This window comes from Salmonella sp. 741265055_HSA (assembly GCF_046569525.1).
Classification (GTDB): Bacteria; Pseudomonadota; Gammaproteobacteria; order Enterobacterales; family Enterobacteriaceae; genus Salmonella; species Salmonella enterica.
The window spans coordinates 1-21,775 of sequence record NZ_JBKFSQ010000049.1 but is presented as its reverse complement, the minus strand read 5'-3'; the positions used below and the strand labels follow the sequence as shown (position 1 = coordinate 21,775).

Annotated in this window: 26 protein-coding genes, 2 tRNA genes and 2 pseudogenes; 7 read left to right on the top strand and 23 right to left on the bottom strand. The window is 48.6% G+C overall.

Features of this window, described 5'->3' with window-relative positions; genetic code table 11:
- Positions 1-142: 142 nt before the first annotated feature.
- Entirely contained in the window at positions 143-241 is a 99-nt protein-coding gene (locus ACLD4K_RS20005) for a YoaK family small membrane protein (protein ID WP_001589065.1), read from the top strand.
- A gap of 139 nt (positions 242-380) precedes the next feature.
- Here ACLD4K_RS20005 and ACLD4K_RS20000 read toward each other — a convergent pair whose 3' ends face one another.
- From ACLD4K_RS20000 to ACLD4K_RS19975, 6 genes are all read right to left on the bottom strand, one after another.
- Positions 381-629 (bottom strand): GlsB/YeaQ/YmgE family stress response membrane protein, encoded by a 249-nt coding sequence (locus ACLD4K_RS20000; RefSeq protein ID WP_000512149.1) that lies wholly within the window; start codon positions 627-629, stop codon positions 381-383.
- A gap of 313 nt (positions 630-942) precedes the next feature.
- Positions 943-1,584 (bottom strand): hypothetical protein, encoded by a 642-nt coding sequence (locus ACLD4K_RS19995; protein WP_183059751.1) that lies wholly within the window; start codon positions 1,582-1,584, stop codon positions 943-945.
- Between the two features lie 229 nt (positions 1,585-1,813).
- Positions 1,814-1,996 (bottom strand): DUF1869 domain-containing protein, encoded by a 183-nt coding sequence (locus ACLD4K_RS19990; protein WP_411012390.1) that lies wholly within the window; start codon positions 1,994-1,996, stop codon positions 1,814-1,816.
- Positions 1,997-1,998: 2 nt separating this feature from the next.
- The gene (gene yeaR / locus ACLD4K_RS19985; RefSeq protein ID WP_001248993.1) at positions 1,999-2,361 is read right to left on the bottom strand and encodes a DUF1971 domain-containing protein YeaR; all 363 of its coding nucleotides are present in this window, start codon (positions 2,359-2,361) and stop codon (positions 1,999-2,001) included.
- A 172-nt stretch (positions 2,362-2,533) separates the two neighbouring features.
- Positions 2,534-3,172: a leucine efflux protein LeuE gene (gene leuE / locus ACLD4K_RS19980; RefSeq protein ID WP_000457190.1), complete on the bottom strand. Its 639-nt coding sequence runs from the start codon at positions 3,170-3,172 to the stop codon at positions 2,534-2,536.
- Between the two features lie 197 nt (positions 3,173-3,369).
- A complete protein-coding gene (locus ACLD4K_RS19975; protein ID WP_411012389.1) occupies positions 3,370-3,915 on the bottom strand; it encodes a chorismate mutase in 546 nt (181 codons plus the stop codon).
- 82 nt (positions 3,916-3,997) lie between these two features.
- Here ACLD4K_RS19975 and ACLD4K_RS19970 point away from each other — a divergent pair.
- Together ACLD4K_RS19970 and ACLD4K_RS19965 are read left to right on the top strand one after the other, a co-directional pair.
- Positions 3,998-4,152 (top strand): annotated as a pseudogene (locus ACLD4K_RS19970) (hypothetical protein).
- Between the two features lie 78 nt (positions 4,153-4,230).
- Positions 4,231-4,479 carry a biofilm/acid-resistance regulator YmgB/AriR gene (locus ACLD4K_RS19965; protein ID WP_000208086.1) on the top strand — a complete coding sequence of 83 codons (249 nt, stop codon included), beginning with the start codon at positions 4,231-4,233 and terminating at the stop codon, positions 4,477-4,479.
- A 253-nt stretch (positions 4,480-4,732) separates the two neighbouring features.
- Here ACLD4K_RS19965 and ACLD4K_RS19960 read toward each other — a convergent pair whose 3' ends face one another.
- The 6 genes from ACLD4K_RS19960 to ACLD4K_RS19935 all read right to left on the bottom strand — a co-directional run bounded on the left by ACLD4K_RS19960 (position 4,733) and on the right by ACLD4K_RS19935 (position 8,455).
- Complete coding sequence (locus tag ACLD4K_RS19960) at positions 4,733-5,581, bottom strand: MerR family transcriptional regulator (RefSeq protein ID WP_183059733.1); 849 nt, start codon at positions 5,579-5,581, stop codon at positions 4,733-4,735.
- Between the two features lie 68 nt (positions 5,582-5,649).
- Positions 5,650-6,243, bottom strand: coding sequence for a helix-turn-helix domain-containing protein (locus ACLD4K_RS19955; RefSeq protein WP_411012397.1), 594 nt, complete (start codon positions 6,241-6,243; stop codon positions 5,650-5,652).
- 144 nt (positions 6,244-6,387) lie between these two features.
- Positions 6,388-7,176 (bottom strand): cryptic aminoglycoside nucleotidyltransferase ANT(3'')/ANT(9), encoded by a 789-nt coding sequence (gene aadA / locus ACLD4K_RS19950; protein WP_411012388.1) that lies wholly within the window; start codon positions 7,174-7,176, stop codon positions 6,388-6,390.
- 108 nt (positions 7,177-7,284) lie between these two features.
- Positions 7,285-7,932 (bottom strand): metal-binding protein ZinT, encoded by a 648-nt coding sequence (gene zinT / locus ACLD4K_RS19945; protein WP_411012396.1) that lies wholly within the window; start codon positions 7,930-7,932, stop codon positions 7,285-7,287.
- Positions 7,933-8,043: 111 nt separating this feature from the next.
- Positions 8,044-8,120: transfer RNA gene (locus ACLD4K_RS19940), tRNA-Arg, on the bottom strand.
- An 8-nt stretch (positions 8,121-8,128) separates the two neighbouring features.
- On the bottom strand, positions 8,129-8,455 hold the full coding sequence (locus ACLD4K_RS19935) for a four-helix bundle copper-binding protein (RefSeq protein WP_001183699.1): 327 nt from the start codon (positions 8,453-8,455) through the stop codon (positions 8,129-8,131).
- 193 nt (positions 8,456-8,648) lie between these two features.
- Here ACLD4K_RS19935 and ACLD4K_RS19930 point away from each other — a divergent pair, with 193 nt between their 5' ends.
- The gene (locus ACLD4K_RS19930) at positions 8,649-9,782 is read left to right on the top strand and encodes a mechanosensitive ion channel family protein (RefSeq protein WP_000456073.1); all 1,134 of its coding nucleotides are present in this window, start codon (positions 8,649-8,651) and stop codon (positions 9,780-9,782) included.
- A gap of 81 nt (positions 9,783-9,863) precedes the next feature.
- Here the strand turns inward: ACLD4K_RS19930 and ACLD4K_RS19925 are convergent, their stop codons facing one another.
- The 5 genes from ACLD4K_RS19925 to ACLD4K_RS19905 are packed head-to-tail and all read right to left on the bottom strand — an operon-like array spanning position 9,864 to position 14,649.
- A complete protein-coding gene (locus ACLD4K_RS19925) occupies positions 9,864-10,454 on the bottom strand; it encodes an ATP-binding cassette domain-containing protein (RefSeq protein WP_000947459.1) in 591 nt (196 codons plus the stop codon).
- Positions 10,448-11,245 (bottom strand): ATP-binding cassette domain-containing protein, encoded by a 798-nt coding sequence (locus ACLD4K_RS19920; RefSeq protein WP_000950207.1) that lies wholly within the window; start codon positions 11,243-11,245, stop codon positions 10,448-10,450. Before ACLD4K_RS19920 ends, ACLD4K_RS19925 begins: the two co-directional genes overlap by 7 nt.
- On the bottom strand, positions 11,239-12,051 hold the full coding sequence (locus ACLD4K_RS19915) for an ABC transporter permease (RefSeq protein WP_411012387.1): 813 nt from the start codon (positions 12,049-12,051) through the stop codon (positions 11,239-11,241). Before ACLD4K_RS19915 ends, ACLD4K_RS19920 begins: the two co-directional genes overlap by 7 nt.
- Positions 12,041-13,015, bottom strand: coding sequence for an ABC transporter permease (locus tag ACLD4K_RS19910; RefSeq protein ID WP_001520270.1), 975 nt, complete (start codon positions 13,013-13,015; stop codon positions 12,041-12,043). The genes ACLD4K_RS19915 and ACLD4K_RS19910 overlap by 11 nt, the downstream gene beginning before the upstream one ends.
- Positions 13,015-14,649 carry an ABC transporter substrate-binding protein gene (locus ACLD4K_RS19905; protein ID WP_411012386.1) on the bottom strand — a complete coding sequence of 545 codons (1,635 nt, stop codon included), beginning with the start codon at positions 14,647-14,649 and terminating at the stop codon, positions 13,015-13,017. Before ACLD4K_RS19905 ends, ACLD4K_RS19910 begins: the two co-directional genes overlap by 1 nt.
- A 680-nt stretch (positions 14,650-15,329) precedes the next feature.
- Between ACLD4K_RS19905 and ACLD4K_RS19900 the strand changes: the two genes are divergently transcribed.
- Positions 15,330-15,644 (top strand): TRL-like family protein, encoded by a 315-nt coding sequence (locus ACLD4K_RS19900; protein ID WP_183059737.1) that lies wholly within the window; start codon positions 15,330-15,332, stop codon positions 15,642-15,644.
- 148 nt (positions 15,645-15,792) lie between these two features.
- Positions 15,793-16,323 (top strand): cytochrome b, encoded by a 531-nt coding sequence (locus tag ACLD4K_RS19895; RefSeq protein WP_079928053.1) that lies wholly within the window; start codon positions 15,793-15,795, stop codon positions 16,321-16,323.
- An 82-nt stretch (positions 16,324-16,405) separates the two neighbouring features.
- Here ACLD4K_RS19895 and ACLD4K_RS19890 read toward each other — a convergent pair whose 3' ends face one another.
- From ACLD4K_RS19890 to ACLD4K_RS19875, 4 genes and pseudogenes are all read right to left on the bottom strand, one after another.
- A complete protein-coding gene (locus ACLD4K_RS19890) occupies positions 16,406-16,978 on the bottom strand; it encodes an exo-alpha-sialidase (protein ID WP_411012385.1) in 573 nt (190 codons plus the stop codon).
- A 338-nt stretch (positions 16,979-17,316) separates the two neighbouring features.
- Positions 17,317-17,783, bottom strand: a pseudogene (locus tag ACLD4K_RS19885) (Hsp20 family protein).
- A 194-nt stretch (positions 17,784-17,977) separates the two neighbouring features.
- Positions 17,978-18,208, bottom strand: coding sequence for a hypothetical protein (locus ACLD4K_RS19880; RefSeq protein WP_411012384.1), 231 nt, complete (start codon positions 18,206-18,208; stop codon positions 17,978-17,980).
- Positions 18,209-18,407: 199 nt separating this feature from the next.
- A complete protein-coding gene (locus ACLD4K_RS19875; RefSeq protein WP_000758944.1) occupies positions 18,408-18,533 on the bottom strand; it encodes a hypothetical protein in 126 nt (41 codons plus the stop codon).
- Between the two features lie 377 nt (positions 18,534-18,910).
- Here ACLD4K_RS19875 and ACLD4K_RS19870 point away from each other — a divergent pair, with 377 nt between their 5' ends.
- Entirely contained in the window at positions 18,911-19,255 is a 345-nt protein-coding gene (locus tag ACLD4K_RS19870) for a c-type lysozyme inhibitor (RefSeq protein ID WP_183059740.1), read from the top strand.
- Positions 19,256-20,010: 755 nt separating this feature from the next.
- Here ACLD4K_RS19870 and ACLD4K_RS19865 read toward each other — a convergent pair.
- Both ACLD4K_RS19865 and tnpC read right to left on the bottom strand, forming a co-directional pair.
- Positions 20,011-20,087, bottom strand: a tRNA-Arg gene (locus ACLD4K_RS19865).
- Positions 20,088-20,274: 187 nt separating this feature from the next.
- The gene (tnpC, locus tag ACLD4K_RS19860) at positions 20,275-21,768 is read right to left on the bottom strand and encodes an IS66 family transposase (protein ID WP_411012395.1); all 1,494 of its coding nucleotides are present in this window, start codon (positions 21,766-21,768) and stop codon (positions 20,275-20,277) included.
- Positions 21,769-21,775 lie beyond the last annotated feature (7 nt).

Genomic DNA, 21,775 nt, shown 5'->3' with positions numbered 1-21,775 from the left:
TCCATACTTTCTGTCAGCGCTTTAGCGGGTGTTTATCCCGGGTTAAGTCAGTAATAGCCACGCCCTGTCACAAAGCAACCGACCTTTTGTCGCTGAGAAAACCCTGCTATTCTGGCGTCCCCTGAACAGTGAAGGTAATAGCATGAGAGTGGGTATCCTCTTCCCTGTCGTCATTTTCATTACGGCAATATTATTTTTGGCATGGTTTTTTATTGGCGGTTACGCCGCGCCGGGAGCATAACCATGAGGAAAACAACGATGGTGTTGATGGGCATCGCGCTAATTGCGGTGGCGGGTACCGAACTGGGCTGGTGGTAAATTCATTTTGAATAATAAAGACTACCTGTCGTAGCCTTTATTATCTCTGATAAGTTCTGCGTTTAGCTTTTGATTTTTCTGTAGATTAACAGCACGACAATCGCGCCGATCACCGCGACTGCAAAGCTGCCGAAGTTGAAACCATCCACTTTGCCAAAGCCAAAGAACGTACTGATCCATCCTCCGACTACCGCACCGACGATCCCCAGAATGATCGTCATAAAGAATCCGCCGCCATCTTTACCTGGCATGATCCACTTAGCCAAAATACCCGCAATAAGTCCAAAAATAATCCATGAAAGAATGCCCATTTTTTCCTCACTTATGTCTTAACGTTAGCGGTTTATTTGCCGTTAAAAAGAATAGCACATCGTCAGGAAAGTGAAGTTTGTGATATCCATCACCTTTTAGCACCGTGGATAAAAGCGCATAAATATCAGGGTTGCAATCATTAATGATAACGATTATCTTTATCAACACCGAGTGGTTGAGTTTATAACCCACCTGTTCGGTACGACATTGCTCACATTGCTTCCAGTATTATTTGCCCGCCTCACCGAGTGCGGGCTTTTTTTGCTAACCGCTATCTATCCCATGTCGAATTCATGGTCTTTTTCAGCCGCGCTATTTTGCGTGATACGGGGTCATCTCCAGCGCCGTACATTCATCCTGCTTGTCCTGCTGCATGAACCCCATGGTCACCATAAACAAACCGATCATAAATGGCACTTCATAAAGCTCTTCAATCAAATCTGTGTAGCGAGCGTTATGCAGGAATATCGGCGACAACCACCGATGATGCTCGACAGTGTCGGAAATCAGATATGAACATGCCGTCACGGCAAACAGCCACAATGGTAGAGGAACGTCCCGCAGACGACGAACAATCTCCTTACGTAGCCCGGCAGAAAACAGGACTGGCAAGACTAACGCAGCAATTAATAGCACTGAAATCGTTCTGAACAGTATACGCGGCTCGTCAGGGAAATAGTCACGCCCCCAACTGGTGCTTCTACCCAACAGCACCACCCACCAGACAACAGCCCATAGCCAAAACTGCTTTGCCCCTTCGGGACGGGAAAGTGGCCGTATATACCAGGCGGTAAATAGCGCCCCAAACAGTAACCATAACGCTTGTCCGTTTTCAATCCATCGGACCACCACGCCGTTAAGCAAAGGCAATTGCCAGTCCGCCGTAAACGGGATGACCACAGCGGCAAGCGCAAGAGTAAGTGCTGACGAAGTTAATCGGGTATCGAGTTTCATGATCATAAGACTCTTCTGGTTTTTAATACCCAATCATAAGTTTTATGAATAAGCTCTCATTAGCAAACAATGCGATATTCTTAATGTTTTCTTAATGTTTCTTTTCAACCCATGTCTGATGTAAATAAATAGTGCTTTTCGATACGCAGAAACCGCATCACGCTGGCTATGCGCGATGCGGTTTCTGATTTAAAAAATCACTTTATATCAAATAGATACTGCAACATCCTTACCAACCGCAAACGTTGTGTTCGTTTTCGGTATCGTAGGAACGCACGGTATTGACCAAATCCTTCACAACTTCTGCTGCAACTTCAGGTACCAACAACGTCATCGGTGCTTCCGTTTCATAGTCCACAGAGACGCCGTTGCTATTATTCGTGACCGTGACGGTATAAGTGGCTTTTCCCATTATTATTCTCTCCCGGCATGAATGACTTTTCGTGAGGTCGCCCCTTCCATCAGTACTTCCGGCGCGACAAAAAAGTCGATGTTAAAATAGGTATCATCCGTCATGACCTCAATATTGTGCCACTTTTCCGGAGGAAACACGCCAAACTCGCCGGCATTGATCACCATGATCTCTTCCGGCTCAGAGCAATGCTCATCAGCGTATCCGAGATATTTGACCGCCCCCTGCATCACCGAGAGGCGAGGATAAACACCGGGTCGCGTTCCCTTATCAAGGTGGCGTTCGAAAATTCCGGCAGGCGCCGTCTCTTTGTTCCAGAATGGCGTGGAACGTGTATGGATATGATTTTGTGGAATTTGCCGCATTTGCTTCCCTCTTCCCGCAGGTTACTCAGCGATAATCTCATCGCTGTCGTAAAAAGGTTACGCTCCAAAAACAGCATTTTAAATACCATTTATTGGTTACTCTTTTGCTGTTTTCCACGCGATAAAACCGAAAGGGGAGCAATGACCCGCCGTTGTCGACGGGTCCAGGGGGTTAAGACTGGAGCGTTGCCAGCCGGGCGGCAAATCCGACGAAAAGAAGGCCAATCAAAGAATTGCCCACTTTTGCCAGTTTCTTTTTGGTTCCGATATAGTGGGTTACAAAAGCACCAGAAAGAATTAAAAAACTCAGATAGCAAAAACTGACGATTTCAAGGGTGGTCGCCAAAATAAAAAATGACACCCCAGTATGCGGCGCAGTAACATCAATAAATTGCACAAAAAAGGAAACATAAAAAAGTATGGCTTTAGGATTCGTCAGGCTAAGAATTAACGCACGCTTAAAAATAGCGCCAAAAGGAACTACCGTTTCCGTCGCCGCACGCCCCTTTGAGGTCAGAGTGGCGTAAAGGATTTTTGCGCCAAGGTAGAGCAGATAAAACGCGCCGAGATAGCGAACAATGTTAAACAGAACCGGCGTTGTTTTGATCAACGTCGCCACGCCCGCATACGCCAGAAACATTAATATCGCATCGCCGATAAACACGCCGCATGCGGCAAGATATCCTCCTTTAACCCCGCGTCCCACGCTATTTTTAAGCACAAAAAGCGTATTCGGTCCCGGTACCAGAACGATAAAAATCGCCCCGACCAGGTACGTCCAATAATTCAGAACACCATACTCCGCGAACACATTAACCTCTTCCTGAAAACATTTACGCTTAACTGCGAAACAGTATGCTAACGAATGCACTGGAAGATGGGAAGCGAAACCACGTCTCTCCAGGCCGCTATTCCGCCACGCTTATACCCACATCACCTAAAAACGTTCTTTTATCGCCACCCTCGCAGGCAATCACCAGGTATTGGCCCACGTTTCCTCATGGGGAATTAACGCGCGCGTCGCACCAAAGATAAGGCTGCCAACACATTGCTGATATTGCTCTCATTCAGATTCGGCGCATTAAAGTGCGTTCTCAGCCACGCCATATCCTCGTGGCTGAAAGCGCCGACCATCAAGCGCTGGCTGATAATGATCAACATTTGATTATCAAGTTGTCGAATACGTTGCCGGGTGACCGACAAGGTTTGTATCGGAAAGGAGGGTTCTGAGCCGGTTCGCCACTGCGCTAAATAGCGGTACTGTATCGCTTTACTGGCATCCATTAGCGAACGAATAAAAGGGGTTATCGAATGCGGGTCCAGACCGTTATTTTTCGCTTCTTCTTCAGCCTCGGCAAAAACATTTTGTTCACGCGTGAAATCCTCTATCGGCAGATGGTGCTTCATTTTATAAGCAGCCACATCTTTCATTAATAACATGCGTTCATTGAGCGCGGTTAAGAGCGCGCCAAGCGATACCGATGTTACCGAATCGGCAAAAGTGGTGCTGCACATCAATAAAGAACAAAGAAAAATGGCGATATGACGAATCATTAATCAACCTCCTTTTACGGAGGCCTGACAGTAATTTACCTTTATTAAGATAACATTAAGTAATTATTACAGATGGGTATTAATGCTTATTCGTTTAAACTGGAGTGATAAAAAGGACAGGCCGTTGATTCTGCGGAATCTTTACCTTCATTTAAAGTGCATAAAATATACAAAAAATCACACAAATGTGACGTGCATCACGTTTTTATGATTTTTTATTACAGTTTTATGATATAGGTCTAACTTTAATAGGTCACTAATTTCTCTCCCCCGCTCAGGGAGATCGGCTTCAATTTACATCGAATATGGTGAAATATGACTACCATTACACTAGTCAACGAACAAAATAGTACTGGCAATCCTTTTTCTGCACATATGTTATGTGAACAGCGAGCTATTCAGGAAATTACTTACGAACTATTGCAATCGCAGCAGCATGTCTCAAATAAGGATATCATCGCCAAACTTATTGAAAAACTGGAAACAGAAAAAGACGTAGTGCAGCTTGATATTTACCGTAATGCCTTAGAAGCCGTTTTGTTTCAGACACCTGACGACATCTAATATATACCCAAATAATTCGAGTTGCTTAAAGGCGGCAAGGGAGTGAGTCCCCAGGAGCATAGATAACGATGTGACTGGGGTGAACGACAAATCTGCCGGGAGCAGATTTGAACGTCGCGTGCGACGGCCCGTCAGGGCGAGGCCCATGGATGGGCCGAGTAATCCGTAGCCAACACATAAGCAACTTGAAGTATGAAGGATATAAACAAGGGAGGGGGTTACTCCTCCCCTGTTCGTTAATAATGCAGATGCCTCAACGTGCGGTGCCTGATTTTTCGTAGCCGTTTGCATGGAGTTGCGGTGCAACATGCTGCATGCTTTCTGGCATCTCATGCTGCCGGTATACGGCTGGCAGTAATGTTAAGCCTGAGCCATTTTTCACATGAAGACTAAATTTACCCGATTCTTTTAAAGCCTGAATAAGATTTTCCTGCGCGGGAGTTAATGTCTCATCATGCCACAAAACAATATGCTCGAAAGACGTTGATAAAAGATCGGGCATCGGCGCCTGCCAGGGGATGACTTCAACTCGCATACCTTCACTACAATATTTAATCGTTTCCAGCCATAGCTCAATGGGGTCGTTCAGCGAAAACGCCGCAATAAGCATTGTGCCTGCTGGCGCCTTTCGTACGCTACTTAGCTGGAACGTGGCGTATTCAATAATCGCAGTATCCAGTAATGCCTTTTCAAATCGGCGTGCATCATCATCGCCTGCGGACAACCACAGCCGTAAAGGACGCAGTATTGACTCAATTACGATACACGGCGGAATTTCCCGACCATAACGCCAGAGTAATTTTCGCAATTTGGCGGGTTCGAATTTTCTACACTGCGCTAAAATCTCTTCCTGGTAGAATAACCATCCCGAGCGGCAATGCGTTTCTTCACCATAGAGGGCAGGTTTAATCTCTTTTAATGAGAAGCCTTTGCTTAACGCGTCGATAATATGCTGTATTCTGATAGCATCTTCTATGCAATAAAAACGATTGCCAGCTTCATCTTTGGTAGGTTGAAGCAGGCCATAGCGTTCCCAGGACCTGATATTTGCTGTTGTGACACCACACTGCGCCGCCATTGCGCTAATACTAAAAGTAGCCATGCCTGTCTGGCCTCATGATGATGTAAGAAAGCATAGTGAACCTAAACGCCATCAGAAGCAAATCATTATTAAGCAATGACCTTACTATTTACACGGGAAATTACATTATCGACATTATTTATTGTCAGCCAGTGCGTAAAGGCTTTAGAGACGGACAGTATTTGATAGTCCAGAACTGTTCTACAACCTAATTTAGTCAGAACATGGTAGCGTACTGAGTAAATAGTTTTTAAATGTACATTCAGCTCACAGCTTATTTGTCGGATATCCATTCCTTTAACAAGCATCGCCAAAACATTTCTTTCATTCGCCGTTAATCTGACCTTCTCTGACTTGGGAAAAAATTGACCAGCAGCGGCCAAAATCAGTAATTCACGCCACTCAGCAATAGAGGCATCGACCTTTATTCGATATATGGCATGATGTTCATCAATAAAGTTATATTCATTATGGGTAACAATTCCAATGAGTACCGTTTTAAATGTGGAAGTAATATACTGCTGTACGGTGTAGTAATCATCGATATCAAAAATAATATAATTTACGTTACCAACTATTATTGCGACGTCCTTAAATAAGGACTCCAGACCATAATTAAGAAACAGGTTTTCGCTCAATAGTCTTGTATCTGTCTTTAAAACAGATGATGCGGAACCAGTCATATCCACCTCAACAAAACGAGAGCCATGTGGGAATATCCATTCGATGGCCCGCATAAGATCATCTGCTTACTTCAGCGATGATAACCCATTAAGTAGTAGTTGAAGAACGCCGTTTGCGCAATCTGACAGACGTCCTGGGGCATCTTATGTGAACTGCGTGGGGATGTGCGTTTTGGCAAAAACCACAAAGCGTACGACCGCAGGCAGCAAAATATGCCAGTCCTGTTGCTCCAGACCTAAATATTCACGCTGCGCCGCACGCAACGTGGCAGCATAATCTTCTGGCAACTGAGGTAACAGCCAGTCAGCCGCCGCATCCTTAGAGGTAAATCTCCCGGTAGAAAGGGTGTACCAGATACGCGCCAGGGTTAAAACGATATGATACTCATCTCCCTGCACATCTGCCGTGGATTGCCAAAGGCCGAGGGGATAACGCAAGGCCTTCAGCAACTGCGCCGCAGGGGCTGGCGTGAACAGCCGTTCCGCGCGTTCTCCCTTTAGCGGTATACTGGTTTTCAGAATTTGGGTTATCAGTAACACCATGTCCCAGTCCTGTTGCGCTGGTTCATAAATCCCCTGACAAATGTCCTCTCTTAGCCACTCGCCAAATTGCATTTCCCTGGAAGGTGGAAAACACCAGGGAACTAGCTGCGAATAAAGCACGACAGTGACCTCCAGAGCGCGTTTTTCTGCCGACGCCCCCGGCGGCGATGAAAGCGCCAGCAATTCCTGCATCAGCGTTGCGCGTTGGGTCTCCGTCAGCGGCTGGCATATTGTCACCAGCAGATCAATGTCGCTGTTTGGCTTCAGACCGCCCGCGACAGCGGAACCATATAAATGAATAGCACGCAACGTATCGCCTGTGACACGAGTAATCAGGCGACACGCCGCTTCCGTTTGGCATTGAATCGAGGGCGGTATGGACAGCGTCATCGTTGCTCCAGGGGCGCAGGTATTTTTTATATTGATTGCCAGAAATATGGCATAACGGCAGAAAAAAAGCTCGCTATTCATAGCGAGCTTTTAACATTGCAATCAGACTTAATGATGTAGCATTTCGTCAACGACCTCATTCGCCTTTAACTGATAAGGATAATAGGTAGGCCAGTTTTCCATCTCTTGCAACAATGCCTGTTGCGAGGTATTTCCCATAAAGATATGGAAGTGCACCGATTTGCGCGGGGCAATGATATGATCGCTAAACTGAACATATTTAGGCGCTTTGCTGTTCGCATCTTTACATTCGAACAGATAGCGCACCCCTTTTTTACCCGATGCGTAAGTCAGAATTTTATAGCCGGCATAATTGTATTTACAGGATGCAACGTTATTGTCGCGATGGAATTCTATAACGCCATTTTCAATGCCGATAGTCTCAACATTCGTCGCGTATCCTTTGCGATAATACGCTTTAATATCCTCAAACGTTTTCTCCGGGTCTTTCTTCGCCTTTTGCCTGAAGACAGGGTCCAGCTCGCCGCTGACCAGATAAGGATAGACGGATTGCCACATACCATCCCAGTCGGTGAGCGCGCGATCGCGTACATTAGCGTCATCAAACACGCCCGCTGCCGCTTTTTGCTCAACCTCCGTCATCGGCGCGCCATGAGCATGATGACCATGCGCGAAGGCAGGACTATTTACCAACAGCACTCCCAGAAGCATTGTCAGTTTTTTTAAATGAATCACCAAAACGTTACCCTCATCTTTCTTAGAAAGATGATTGTTATATTATAACATTGCATTTATTTCAACAGAAACTCAGCGGCCACCGCGCAGGTGGCCTTTTTTGATATCAACTGGTCCGCCATCGAGGAATTGAACCCCGAACCTTAGAGGTAGAAGCTCTATGCTCTATCCGGTTGAGCTAATGGCGGAAGAAAAATTACGCGGCCATTTTAAGGCAGGCGTCTGCGCATTGGCTGCATGCCCGCGCGCAATTCTGGCAATGGTCGTGATCGTGCCTTGCACACTCTTCGGCGCAGGCTTTGCAGATATCCGCGCACAGGCGGCATAATTTTTGTGAGTACTCGCTTTCCAATGCCATAAATTGCGCCGCCAGGCGACAAATGGCCGCACATTGCATATCTAACTGGATGCAGTGCTTCATCATTTCGACGTTATCTTCACGCAGACAAGAAGAGGCGCAGATATCACACGCCGCCGCGCATTCATAACACTGCTCAATACACTCACGATGTTCTTGTTGCATAAATGACTCCTTATTTTATTAAGAGGAGTAGATAAGTCTGCACAGAAACGCCGGGATAGCCAAACGGCTACCCCTCTTTTTCATACTTTTTGAACAAAAGTGCTGAATAAAACAGCAATAGTAAAGCCGGAAATCGGCCTCCGTGATGTGACGTCTATACTGTAATGTTCATCTGCTTTTCATCGGAGGTAAAATGGAGTATTTAGCACGACTAAATATCGTTGCGATGCTGATGTCAACGACGTTCTGGATCAATCTGGCGGTCGTTTTTTTCGTCACCCTCATTACTTACTGGCTCATCAACTGGCTACTTAATGTGGTCTATAAAGCGCTACAACGCCCGGATAAAAAGAATGATGCTCATGGGCGGCTGCGGCCTATTGTTTTCGAGATGCTGAAAAAGACCAGTAAGATGCTAATCTTTTTTGCCGCATTTCTCTTTAGCCTGCGCTTTGTCGCCCTGCCCGACCGGTTATTCTCTACCCTCTCTCACGCCTGGTTTTTAGTGGTTGCGATTCAAATGGCGATTTGGCTTGATCAGGGCGTACAGTCATGGATGCGTCATTTACTGTATGCCCCAGGCTCCAATAAAAACCCGGTGACGTTAGTCATTCTTGGTATGATTTTGCGCGTGCTCGTCTGGTCTATGATGTTGCTCTCCATCCTGGCGAACGTCGGCGTGGATATTACCGCACTGGTAGCCAGCCTCGGCGTGGGCGGTATTGCTATTGCCCTGGCGGTACAAACCGTTCTGAGCGATGTCTTCGCTTCGCTGTCGATTGGTTTCGATAAGCCCTTCGAGATCGGCGATTTCGTCGTCTTTAATGATGTAGCCGGTACGATTGAACATATCGGTTTGAAAACCACTCGCATCCGTAGCCTCAGCGGCGAACAGATCGTTTGTGCGAACGCGCAGTTGTTGCAGCAAACCATACACAACTATAAGCGGATGCAAACGCGTCGTATCGTGTTTACTTTTGGCGTCGCCACTGCGACACCGCCGGAAAAGTTACGCCTCATCGGCGATATGGTGAAAAAGATTATTACCGATGTCGGCGAAACACAATTCGACCGCGCCCATCTACTGGCCTTTGGTCAGGATCGGCTGACCTATGAGGTGGTGCATATCGTCAATACCGCGGATTACAATAAATACATGGATATTCAGCAAGAGATAAATATCCGTATTATTGAAAAACTCATTGAGAATGATATCGAACTGGCGCTGCCAAGTCTGGTCGTCAGAGCTCCTGTACAGGTTGAAGAGACCAGGGACTACAGTAATACCGCTGATGCAAAAAACGCAGATAAACGCGTCATGCAATAAAATCTCTGCCGACAATAACGGGAACCCATGGGTTCCCGGTGCGTTAACGGCGACACGGCAATGCGGAGAAACGACTTGCGGCTATTCCACCTGTAAATGGCGGGTACAGACTTGATCAAGTAGCGCAGACTGATGACTAATCACCAACATCCCTAATGAACGGCTGCGGCACACCTCAAGCACGTATCCCCATATCGCTTTTTGAATAGACGGATCGAGTTGCGCCGTCATTTCGTCGGCAATCAGAAAACGCGTTCGTGGGTCAAGCGCGCGCAGTATCGCAATACGCGCCAACTCCCCACCTGAGAGCTGCATTGGCCGACGCGTCAGCCACTCGGGCTGCACATGCAAACGCCTCATCGTTTCCGGATCAGGCTGCCAGGCATCACGCACAGCGTCTCCGGCGCTTCGCCAGGGATTAAACGTCAGTTCAGGATGCTGGGGAACAAGCTGTACCGGACAATACTGATGCAGGGGTAACGGGCTGCCGTCCAGCAGAACGTCGCCCGCCGTCGGCTTTTGCCATCCGGCCAGGACGCGCCCCAACGTTGTTTTCCCCGTTCCGCTTGGCGCATGAATTCCTACCCGTTCACCGGCAGAAATCGTAAACGTCAGGTTCTGCCATAAGACTTTCCCGCCCTGACGAATAACGAGGTCGCGGCAGCTCAACATTCTATTCCCTCTCCGGTCGGCATAAATAACGGGTTTAGTTCAGGCAATGCCTGCCATTGCCGTTTTAACGGCTCACTCATCTCTTCCGGCTGTAACTGCTCGCAGCGGATATTGTCCGTGATATAACCCTGATGCAGCGCCACAATGCGATCGGCATACCGCGCCGCCAGCAGCAGGTCATGAGTCACCCACAGCACGCCGCATCCCCGCTCGCAGAGACCTCGCAAGTGCTCAAGCAACTGGTTTGCCAGTGCCGTATCAAGCCAGGCGGTGATCTCATCCGCGAGAATATAACGTGCCTGGCTAAGCGAGGCGTGGCACGCCAGAATTCGTTTAGCCATCCCACCGGAGAGCTGGCGGGGAAAGCGTTCCAGGACTGTCGGTTCAAGATCGCTTTGCTGTAATAGCTGTACCATTTGCGTCTCATCCCAGGCGCGTCCGGTCAGATGACATGCTCTGTTCAAATGTTTTCTGATATTCAGCATGGGATTAAGCGCCTGTACCCCCTGCGGCACGTAGCTAAACGTATTGCCCCTAAGCTGCCTGATGGTATGTCTGTCCAGCCGGTTGCCATCAAGCGTAATTTCCCCCCGAAAGCGTAAGTTTTCCGGCAGCAGATCGAGCAGGCATTGCAGCAGCAGACTTTTGCCCTCCCCGCTGCCGCCAACCAATGCCACCATTTCGCCGGGCGCGATATCAAAAGAGACATTCTGTAATAACGGCGACCAGCGTCTTGCGCCATACCAGCGATAACGCGCGCTCTCCAGCGTAACCTGTTGTAAACTCAGCATACGTCACTCCTTAGCCACAGCCGCTGAATGGCGCGCGCAAACTGATCGAAGAGCATCACCAGCGTGAATAACATTAGGCCGGGAAACAGCACCAGCCACCAGTTACCATGGCTAATAAACCGTAACGCATCCGCCAGCAACAGCCCCAGCGAAGGCTCATGCGGTGCCAGCCCAAACCCCAGAAAACTTAACGCCGCGCTGTGCAATACCGCATGAGGAAACATCAATAACGTTCCCGTCAACCATTGTGGCAATAGCGCCGGAAAATAGTGATATCGCCAGCAATAAAGGTGTCCATGCCCCAGACGACAGGTCAATGTCAGGTAGTCACTCTGCGCTACCCGCTCCGCGTCGGCGCGCAGAATCAGCGCCAGACGGGGCCAGTGCGTTAACGCCACGGCCACAATGACGCCGCTTTTACCACCGCCAAGCGTAAAACAGATAAGGATCAGCAAAAGTAAATGCGGCATGGCGAGCATGGCATCGGTTATCAGCCGCATCAGGAGGTCCAGCCGGGGATGAATGCGCGCCACTGCCGCCATCACTAGCGCGATAACGCCGCTGCACAGCGCGGCACCAACGCCAATTTGTAAACTGGTGAAGGCCCCCTGAAAGCAACGAAGCCATACATCACGCCCCAGATTATCGGTGCCAAACCAGTGCTGAATATCAGGCGACAAATGCCGGGCAAGCAGATTAACCTCTGGCGGCTGGCTCAACGTGGCATAACCGTATCCGGCAATAAATAGCAGGCAGGTAACGGAGAGGATCAGACGAAACAACGTCGGGGCGGGATTATAGAGCATCGGGACGCTCCAGCGATCGATTAAGCACCACCACAAGCCAGGCTGAAATCGTATTTCCGGCAAACACTAATAGCGTACAGAATAAAACGATCCCCATGAGTAGCGGGACATCACCACGCAGGCCGGCATCGATAGTGGCCTGTCCCAGCCCCGGATACGCAAAGACTTTTTCTGCCAGTAACGCCCCCCCCATCAGTTCGCCCAGAGAAGCAAACTGTAAGCAGAGCGCTGGGGTAATCGCATGACGTAACACCTGGTGACGTAACAGCGACCATCCTTTATCCCCCTGAGCGCGCGCAAAACGAATAAATTCGCTCTTCATTACACTGGCTATTTTTTCTCGCGTATGTAGCGCAATTTGCCCCATGCCCAACAGACTTAACGCACATACCGGCAACACAAGATGGCGTAAACGTTCCGATAAAAGAGCTGTTCCTGCATTATTTCCGGGGTCCCAGGCGCAACAAACAGGTAATACCGGCCAGCGGACGGCAAACAGCGCCAGCAACAGCATTGCTATCCAGAAAGTGGGCAACGATGACAATAAGTAGCTGATACGGCAAATCATCTTATCCGGCCAGCGGTGGAGAAAACGTCCGGCCAGAAAACCCAATGTCACGCCCAGCACACCAGACAATAGCCAGGCGCCTGCCAGCAGCGCGAATGACGTCGCAAAACGTTCCCGGATCACGCTGGCGACAGGCATGTTGAACAGCATGGAATATCCCATGTCTCCCTGGAGCAGACGCCAAAACCAGTGACCGAAACGCTCCCACAGCGGCTGGTCGAGCCCCCAGCGCGCCGCAATCCGCGCATATTGTTCTGGCGGAACATGGAGCAGATCGTTGCCAATATAAGCGCGGATAGGATCAACGGGCGAAAAGCTAAGCAAAATGAAGGTGCCGGCAGCCACCAGCACCAACAGAATAATCAGCCGCAAAAAATGACTGAAGAACAATTTCATCACCGACAGGTCCAGGTCCAGTCATCAAGATTGTTTAACACCGACCAGCTACCGTGGATTTCTGGCGCGCCTTTCCCCAGATCAATACAGGGGTTGGCCAGATAGGTATGCTGAATATTAAGCAGCCATGCCCATGCCGCATCGCCCTGGACGCCCGCGCCCTGCTTCCCATCCCACTCAACCTGCTGCCAGAAAGGAATCGCCTTTTGCCAGTCAGGCGCATCTATAGCCTGTTTCAGATGTGCTTCTACCGCAGGGTTGCTGTAATAGCCCGGGTTATAATATTCCACACCAGCGGCTTTCCCACTGTAGTGATGGAAGAGTTCCATCGGGTCCAGACTTCCCCAGCCAAACAGCGTAGGGTTAGCGTGCATATGGCGCTCTACGGTTTCCCAGCTTCCCGATTGCAACGAGACGACAATGCCTAAAGGCTGCAACATGGCGCGCACCGCCTCGGCCAGATCCCGTCGGGTGCTGTCGCCACTGGCATACCATAAGGTCAGACGCGCTTCTTTACCTGCTTTTTCACGCACGCCAGCACGGTTTATCTTCCAGCCAGCCTCTTCCAGGATGGCGCGCGCTTTTGCAATATCGCCATCGCTGAATACCACTGAAGAATTTTGCCACGGCAATCCTTGCACCGCGCTATAGGCGGGTATCGCATGGCCTTCCATCACCTGTTCCGCCAGTTGCTTACGATTAATGGCATAGTTAATTGCGCGTCTGATAGCGACATCAGCAGTCACATCGTTGCCGACAGGATAGCCGTTAGCATCCTTTTTACCGGCTGGCACCATCGGGAAGACAATGCCCCGGTTTTCAACGCTATCGCGTACCCAGAGTTTAAGATTATCCTGCTGCGGGGCCACCGCCATAGAAGGGGCAATGCGCACCAGTCCCAACTGTCCGCTGCGCGCGGCGGCATAAGCATTATCTTCATCCAGAAAGACAAAAACCAGCCGGTTAAAGTCATTCTTTTTACCCGCATACCAGGGATTAGCTTCAACGATCAGTTGCTGACCCGGCTGAAAGCTGACCAGTCGGTACGGACCGGCGCCTATCGGTTCGCGGGCGAACGTTTTTTCATCATAACGGCTGGCAGGAACAATCCCTAACGACCCGAGCACATTCACAAAGGTGCTCTGCGGATGGCTCAGCGTCATCTCAATTCGGCGCGCATCCAGCGCTCGCGCATGACTAAAGTTGCCCATGTCAATTTTACCGCCGCTCTTCGCCGCTTTGTTATATGTAAAAACGACATCTTCGGCAGTTAATGGCGAGCCATCGGAGAATTTCAGATCGGGTTTTAAGGTCAGTATCCAGGTTTTACCATCGGGGCTGGTGTCCACTTTTTCCGTCAGTAAATTACCCCAACTCATATCGGCGTTTTGCTTAAGCAACGGCGCATGAAGCAATAAGTAGCTGCCGTGGCTCCAGCCCAGCATAGGATCAAAGCCTTCCGTTGGCTCAGGGCCAATGGCCAGCTTCAGGGTACGACCGTCTACCGTGTCCGACGCGGCGAAAAGCGACGAAGTGAATACCAGAGTCAGCGCGCACGTCACGAGCGCCAGTTTGCCTTTAATCATCAATTTGTCCCAGATTATGCGTTGTTTTTGTTTCTCCCGGCGCAGCATAAACGTCGGGAGACCTCCTGAGGACGGCATTATGGCGAGCATTTGTAATGAAAAAATTGATGCAGAACAGAAAGTATGACGATCTTTTAAAAACATCATACACACAAACGTCGGGAGCGCCAACGTGGGCTAAAAGCCGCTTTTGACGGGGATAAAACGCAAGAGAAATGATGCCAGGAATACCGGGTTAATTAACGCCATCTTATTCTCTTATTTCCTTTCTATTCTGTATTACGTCTTCCCATCCGACGCTGTTCATTTTCTCAACGTTATAGTTAGTGCTGAAACGTAAGAAGGTATCGTAATTAGCGCCTCCTGGCTTTAAACCTAAACCAATATTAAACGAACCGGGCGTTAATGAAACTTACCAGCAGAACGCCGGTCATATGGCAACCCGATGAAATGACATGCTATGGAGTCCAACCGAAAAATGTTAACGCCGCCAGGGCTCGTGATGATTTTTTTAGCCGTACTGTTCTCATTACTGACAGGATGCGCAAGTTATAAAAACACGGCGTGGGGAATATATCCGGCTTCAACGGATATTTGTCCATCAGATACGACATCAACAGGAGGGTGCAAAAAGTAATATCGCATATTTAATATACACCACTTTTTAAATGACTGTCCGGACATTTTCGGACGGTAAGTTTTCTATTAATTTATAATGGACTAATCCCATGACAAATAAAAAACACATTTTTTCAATTATCTTCATTGGTTCTCTTTTAACGGGGTGCGCTACAGGACCATCACCGACAGGGATTGGCTTATATACGGATGTTAAAGGGCCAATTACTGCCACGAGTCTCCCGGCAACCAAAACCGGTAAAGCGTGCGCACAAACGGTATTGGGTATTGTAAATACCGGCGACGCATCTATTGATTCAGCGAAAAAAGCGGGCGATATTTCTTTAGTGTCGAGTGTTGATTATGAAACTACGGGCTCATATCCGTTTTATGGTAAAACCTGTGTTGTCGTAAAAGGACAATAACTACAGTAAGCCGGCGATGCCGCCGGCTTTTTATCCCATTTTACGTGCCGCTATCTCTGTCTGTTCCTTGCGACTCAGCCCCCGCTTTAAGGTTCTGTTAAGATTTTACGCATACCCTACAAGCAGTTGTTAATAAAGGATAATAATAATGGCACATTTCTCAAGACTGCAAATAACGCTTCACTGGTTAACACTGCTCCTGACAGGCATCGCATATGCGGCTATTGAGTTACGGGGGTGGGCGCCAAAAGGCTCCAGCGTTTACCTGTTTATGAAAGACATGCACTATGATATGGGCGTTCTGGTCTGGGCGCTGATGTTTTTACGGTTATATCTTAAACACAAATACCCGGCTCCGGTCATTACGCCTCCCCCTCCTCACTGGCAGCACGTGGCCGCTAAATTAATGCATATCGCGCTTTATCTCACTTTTCTCGCCTTACCGCTGCTGGGCGTCGCGATGATGGCATCAGGCGGGAAAAGCTGGAGCTTTTTTGGTTTTACTGTACCGGTATTTTTGACGCCAGATAGCACCCTAAAATCGGATATAAAGCGTATTCATGAAATGCTGGCCAATATCGGCTATTTCCTGATTGCCATGCATGCAGCAGCGGCGTTGTTTCACCATTACATACAAAAAGACGATACATTTTCAAGGATGTTACCCGGTAAATCATGACTATTTCGGCCATCCCGGCGTGAGAGAGCACGCTGGGCAAGGCATTATTATTCCAGCGCTATCGGTTTCGACTGATAGCGCCTTACACCGTTTGTAATCGACAATATACGATATTTTTCCGGTTCCACGTGTAGGTGATATGTACGACGCCGCCCTCGCTAATAATAGCGGGATAAGAATACTCACCGCGGTCACTTTCCAGGTCCAGTAGCGGTAGCCATGATTCGCCATTATCCTGGGAAGCAATCAGTGAAAGCGGATAGCGCTTTCCCCCGTTGCCGTTGACCGGATTTAACGCAAGAATCAGCGTACCGTCCTGCATACTAACCAGATCGATACCACTATTATTATTCGGTAAAGATGTCGCGCGGGCAACAGACCAGGTAGCGCCATAGTCGATTGAATCACTGCGAAAAATTGCCCCGCGTGTGCTTCGTAACAACATATGGATATGCCCCGGAGAAGACTCCCACAGCATAGGCTGAATAACGCCATCCCAGCGCAGTAGGTTTTCCAGACAACATCCCCCCCCCGCGAACCATGCGGCCACGAGCGTACCGCACGGTAAGCGAACAAGCGTAGGGGCATGGCACTGGAATGACTCGGTTCCGCTTTCCGGTAAAATGACCTGCCGATTGACGAGCGCTAATTTCATACCTGCCTCTATTAAATAAGGTAAAAAGCATCAGCTTTTTTACGTATTAAAGTAGTGTTAGCAGAAATAGCATCAACGCGGTGAAAACGATGAACCGCTATACGAATTTATGTTCAGATATCGCGCCCATAACAGGCAGAATGTCGAGAGTGGACAAAAATTGGACTGACCTCGCGGATAATTCCAACTTACCGCCGTCCAATGGCGACGAGGTCAGTGGCACGGGATAATATAGAGGTCAGGGCTATAATATTTAGCGATCTGTGCCTACAAGCATGACGGGATACTTTTCGCTACAGGCAATGAAGGCCCGTCTAAACGGGCCTTCATTAACGCGATTATGATTTGTGTTCAATCGCCTTTGGTTTGCTTTCTATGGCAATTTTTTTCGGTTTCTCGCTTTCAGGGATCTCCTGGTAAATCTCTACCAACAAGAGGCCCTGTTCCAGTTTCGCATTATTCACCTTAGCATGTTCAGGCAAAGAAAAACTCAACTGGAAATCCGCCTTACGAATACCACGATAAATCCAGTGCGTCTGATCCTCTACCGTATCTTCAGTGTGTTTACCCGTAATATTCAGGTTGCCGCCAACCGTTTCAATTTCAAGCTCTTCCTCTTTCCAGCCAGGACGCTCACGGTAAGCAGATAGTTATTCGCATCGCGCTTTTGCAGATCGTAAGCTGGCGTCGCAGCGACTGGCGTATCTCCTGTTAATTGACTGAAAAGTCTATCAATACGGTTGAAACGGTCAGAGAAAAGAGAATCAGCAAACACGGGAAGTGCTGACAAGGTTCTGAGTGCCATCATTAACCTCCTGAATCACTATTCAAAAGTTCAACATCAAGGCAAGCATTGCTTGTCCACTGACTACTTAGGGACGGAAAAAACATTTTCAAGCCTATAAAAGCCTTTTTTTAGTCACGAATTTAAGTGGTTAACGAAAAATCTCACCCCGTTCATTGCCATTTCCGCTGTCCCTTCATCTTTACAATTTTTCTTCACCCACTCAATTGATAACGATTATCAATTGCATTAATGTATACAGGTTGGTTATGGCAGTGACCAACGCCCTTCTCCATTATCAAACCCCGCGCCGCCTTCGGGCGGCCTTTTGGGAGGAAATATGGTCGCCAAAAATAAAATTCACGGTCGTCGTATTCGTCAATCGCTGCAACAGTTACCTCATCGTTGTCTTTTCCAGCAACTGGCGGTAAACCCACCAGGAACAAAATATGTTTCAGTCACCGCTGAAACAAAAAACTGGCTTATTCATCTTGTGACTTCAGAGGGTCGTTAGCACGCGATAGTGGCTGTCCATGTTGTCGCTAAAATTTTAATGAAATGACATTTATACATCTACAATTTGCGCCCGGCTACTCCGGGTGCCATACCTGAAGATATGACACCCGTTGCCAACTGACAGGAATTTTAGTCATCGTCTCCGGCGTAGAAAAATTCGATATCTTTATTAAACCATTTATCAATGTTGTGCCACATCAGACAACCGGTCAGAAAACTTGCGATCAATATCCCTCCTATAAGCCACTTTTTCACATATACTCCTGAATAACCCCTGTTGATGTCATTATCTGATCGATAATAAAAAGACCATCATTTGAAGAAATAGTTTCACTGACAGATACCGTATGAAACGAGACAGTGAACAGTACCGTTTTCTTCGGTTTTTATGCCATAGTATTGAGCAGTGGTGACAATCATTTTCTATCGCGCCATAATGATTTGCAGCCTATAGTTTATGATTTTAAGATTTGTCTACTCATCACATATGTCAGTGATGGATAAATTATAATACGCTTTTCTGGCGCACTTTTCGTCAGTAAACAGGAATACTACAGCATTCATCGTATTGATGCCGCTTTATCTCCCGTTCTTCAGGGAATTAACGACAACTTTATGCACAAAGGATACTAATGATGAAACGTAAATTGATCCCATTTGCCCTCTTTCTCGCTGCACTTAGCGCCAGTACCACCTCTATAGCAGCTTCGCAGGAGATTTCTAAATCTATATACACCTGTAATGATAACCAGGTTATGGAGGTGATTTACGTCAACACTGAGGCTGGAAACGCCTATGCGATTATCAGTCAGGTAAATGAGATGATCCCGATGCGGTTAATGAAAATGGCCTCAGGAGCAAATTACGAAGCCATAGACAAAAATTATACTTATAAACTTTATACCAAAGGCAATACGGCTGAACTGGTGGAAGGTGATGATAACCCTGTTCTCAGCAACTGTTCCTTAGCTAACTAACCTTCAGAAATGCCTTAAGGCTCATCAGGCATTTTCACTTCAACCTTCCTGTAACGTAACGTTAAAGAATATGTGAATCACTACCGTAGTATAATGGCTAATTAGTAACCACTTTTAAACATGGTTAATCCTATTTTTAAAGAAAAGTTCGAACTGTCTGAATTGTCGTTGTTTAGTGTTTAAATGTTTTGCTTTATTAAGTGGCCCAGGTAGAATTCGCAGCGGCTGGTAACCATTCATATTCGCACTATTGAACGATTATCAGCCAACCGCGCCAGGGTCTTGCATACGCTCTGGCGCGGTTAAATCCTCAGCCCATAAACGAAATCACTGGTTTCTGCTATTGCTCATATTTTTCAAGTTAACCTGCATTATGCTTGCCCATCTGATGTAAAAAAACACCGATCTGAACCATAGGGTATGAATTTCGTTTTATAAAAAATTGCGGTGCCGGGTGCCTCCCGGTGAACCATACCACAGTCAATATGGTTCGCGAGGAACATTAACTATTTTGACTGGACGCCCCGCCGCAAAGGGGGATTCACCGCATAAGAAAAATCTACAACTCACCAGTAATAAAAGACAATAACATTTTTGTGCATTTTTTATAAATGACTATCTTGTCACGTAATAAATGAAATTATTCTGTAACAGAATTGCCAGACAATACTTATTCAAAACTGAAGTGGTCAGTGGGAATCGAACCCACATCATCAGCCTGACACTGAGGTAATAACATTATACGATAACCACATTGGACCGCCACCGAGGCCTCGAACCTCGCACCATCAACTTAGGAGGTTGATGCTCTATCCAGCTGAGCTAGTGGCGGCTGGGGACTTCTGCCAGGCGCAAAAAAGGTGCTCTCCTGGATAAGATACATACCTTGCTACTTTTCAGTAGTCGTTCAACGGCAGGTACAATATGCGAAGGCGGTCACAAAATCTTGATGACATTGTGATTAATTCCAGGAAAATTTTTCGTAAGCGTATAGCGAGAACCGTATTGACGAGTACAGGCTATTTGGAAGGCAGTGTGACCCGCCACGGCAGCAGTTCACCGACCCGGTTTACCGGCCAGTCAGCAATGACGTCAAGGATATGGCGGAGGTAGCTTTCTGGCTCCACGCCGTTCAGTTTGCACGTTCCTGTCAGGCTGTACAGCAACGCTCCCCGCTCACCACCGTGGTCTGAGCCGAAGAACAGGAAGTTTTTACGACCCAGGCTGACCATCCGCAGGGCATTCTCCGCGATGTTGTTATCCGCTTCAGCCCAGCCATCGTCTGCATAGTACGTCAGCGCCGGCCACTGGTTCAGCGCATACACGAACGCCTTCGCCAGTTCTGAGTGTCGCGACAGGGTTTTCTCCTTTTCACGCAGCCAGTTTTCCAGTGATTTAAGACGCGCTTTCGTTTTCAACTGGCGTTCGGCAAGCCGCTGTTCTGCCGGCATTCCCCTGATATCCGCTTCGATGGCATACAACTCGCCGATCCGTTTTAGCGCTTCCTCTGTCAGGGCTGACGGGGTACGAACGTGAACATCGTGGATTTTCCGTCGTGCATGTGCCCAACAGGCGGCTTCCTTTATCTGCCCGTCACGGTACAGCTCATTGAACCCCGCATACGCATCCGCCTGCAGCACTCCTCTGAAGCCGGCAAGATGGCTCTGTGGATGGATGCCCTTTCTGTCCGGGCTGTAAGTGAACCAGACTGCCGGTGCCAGAGTTGACCCGGCGTTGCGGTCATCACGAACGTACGTCCATAAGCGTCCGGTCTTCGTCTTCTTATTGCCCGGCAACAGCACCGGGACAGGCGTATCGTCGGCATGGAGCTTGCCATCGGTCAGTACATAGGCCTGAAGAGCCTCTTCCAGCGGCGACAGCAGCCGGCAGCACGCATCCACCCAGCCCGACAGCAGTGAGCGGCTCAGCTCCACACCCTGGCGGGCGTATATCTCAGACTGGCGATACAGCGGCGTGTGTTCTGCATACTTTGAGGTCAGTACGCGGGCCAGCAGCCCCGGTCCTGCTATACCCCGCTCGATGGGGCGCGAAGGCGCCGGGGCCTGAACGATGCGGTCGCACCGACGACAGGCATGCTTTTCGCGTACTGTCCGGATAACCCGGAAGGCGCTGCGCATCAGCTCCAGCTGTTCGGCGGCATCCTCACCCAGGTAACTCAGCGAACCACCGCACTCCGGGCAACACGGCTCCGTCGGCAGCAGCCGCTTCTCATCCCGTGGGAGTGACTCAGGGAACGGTTTACGGGTGCGGGTCTGACGCAGCGGGCGCTGCACCGCCGGATCATCAACCCGACCCGTCAGCGTATCGCTTTCCTGCTGAAGCCGGGTCAGGTCAGCCTCCATCTGTGCGATACGGCGGGATACCTTTTCAGAACGACTGCCGAAGTTCATCCGGCGGAGTTTATCCAGTTGCGCCTGCAGATGGTCTATTTCGCGTTCCCGGTCGGCCAGCTTTTCCAGCAGGGCGCGGTCCAGCGCTTCCTGTTCGGCCAGGCGCTGT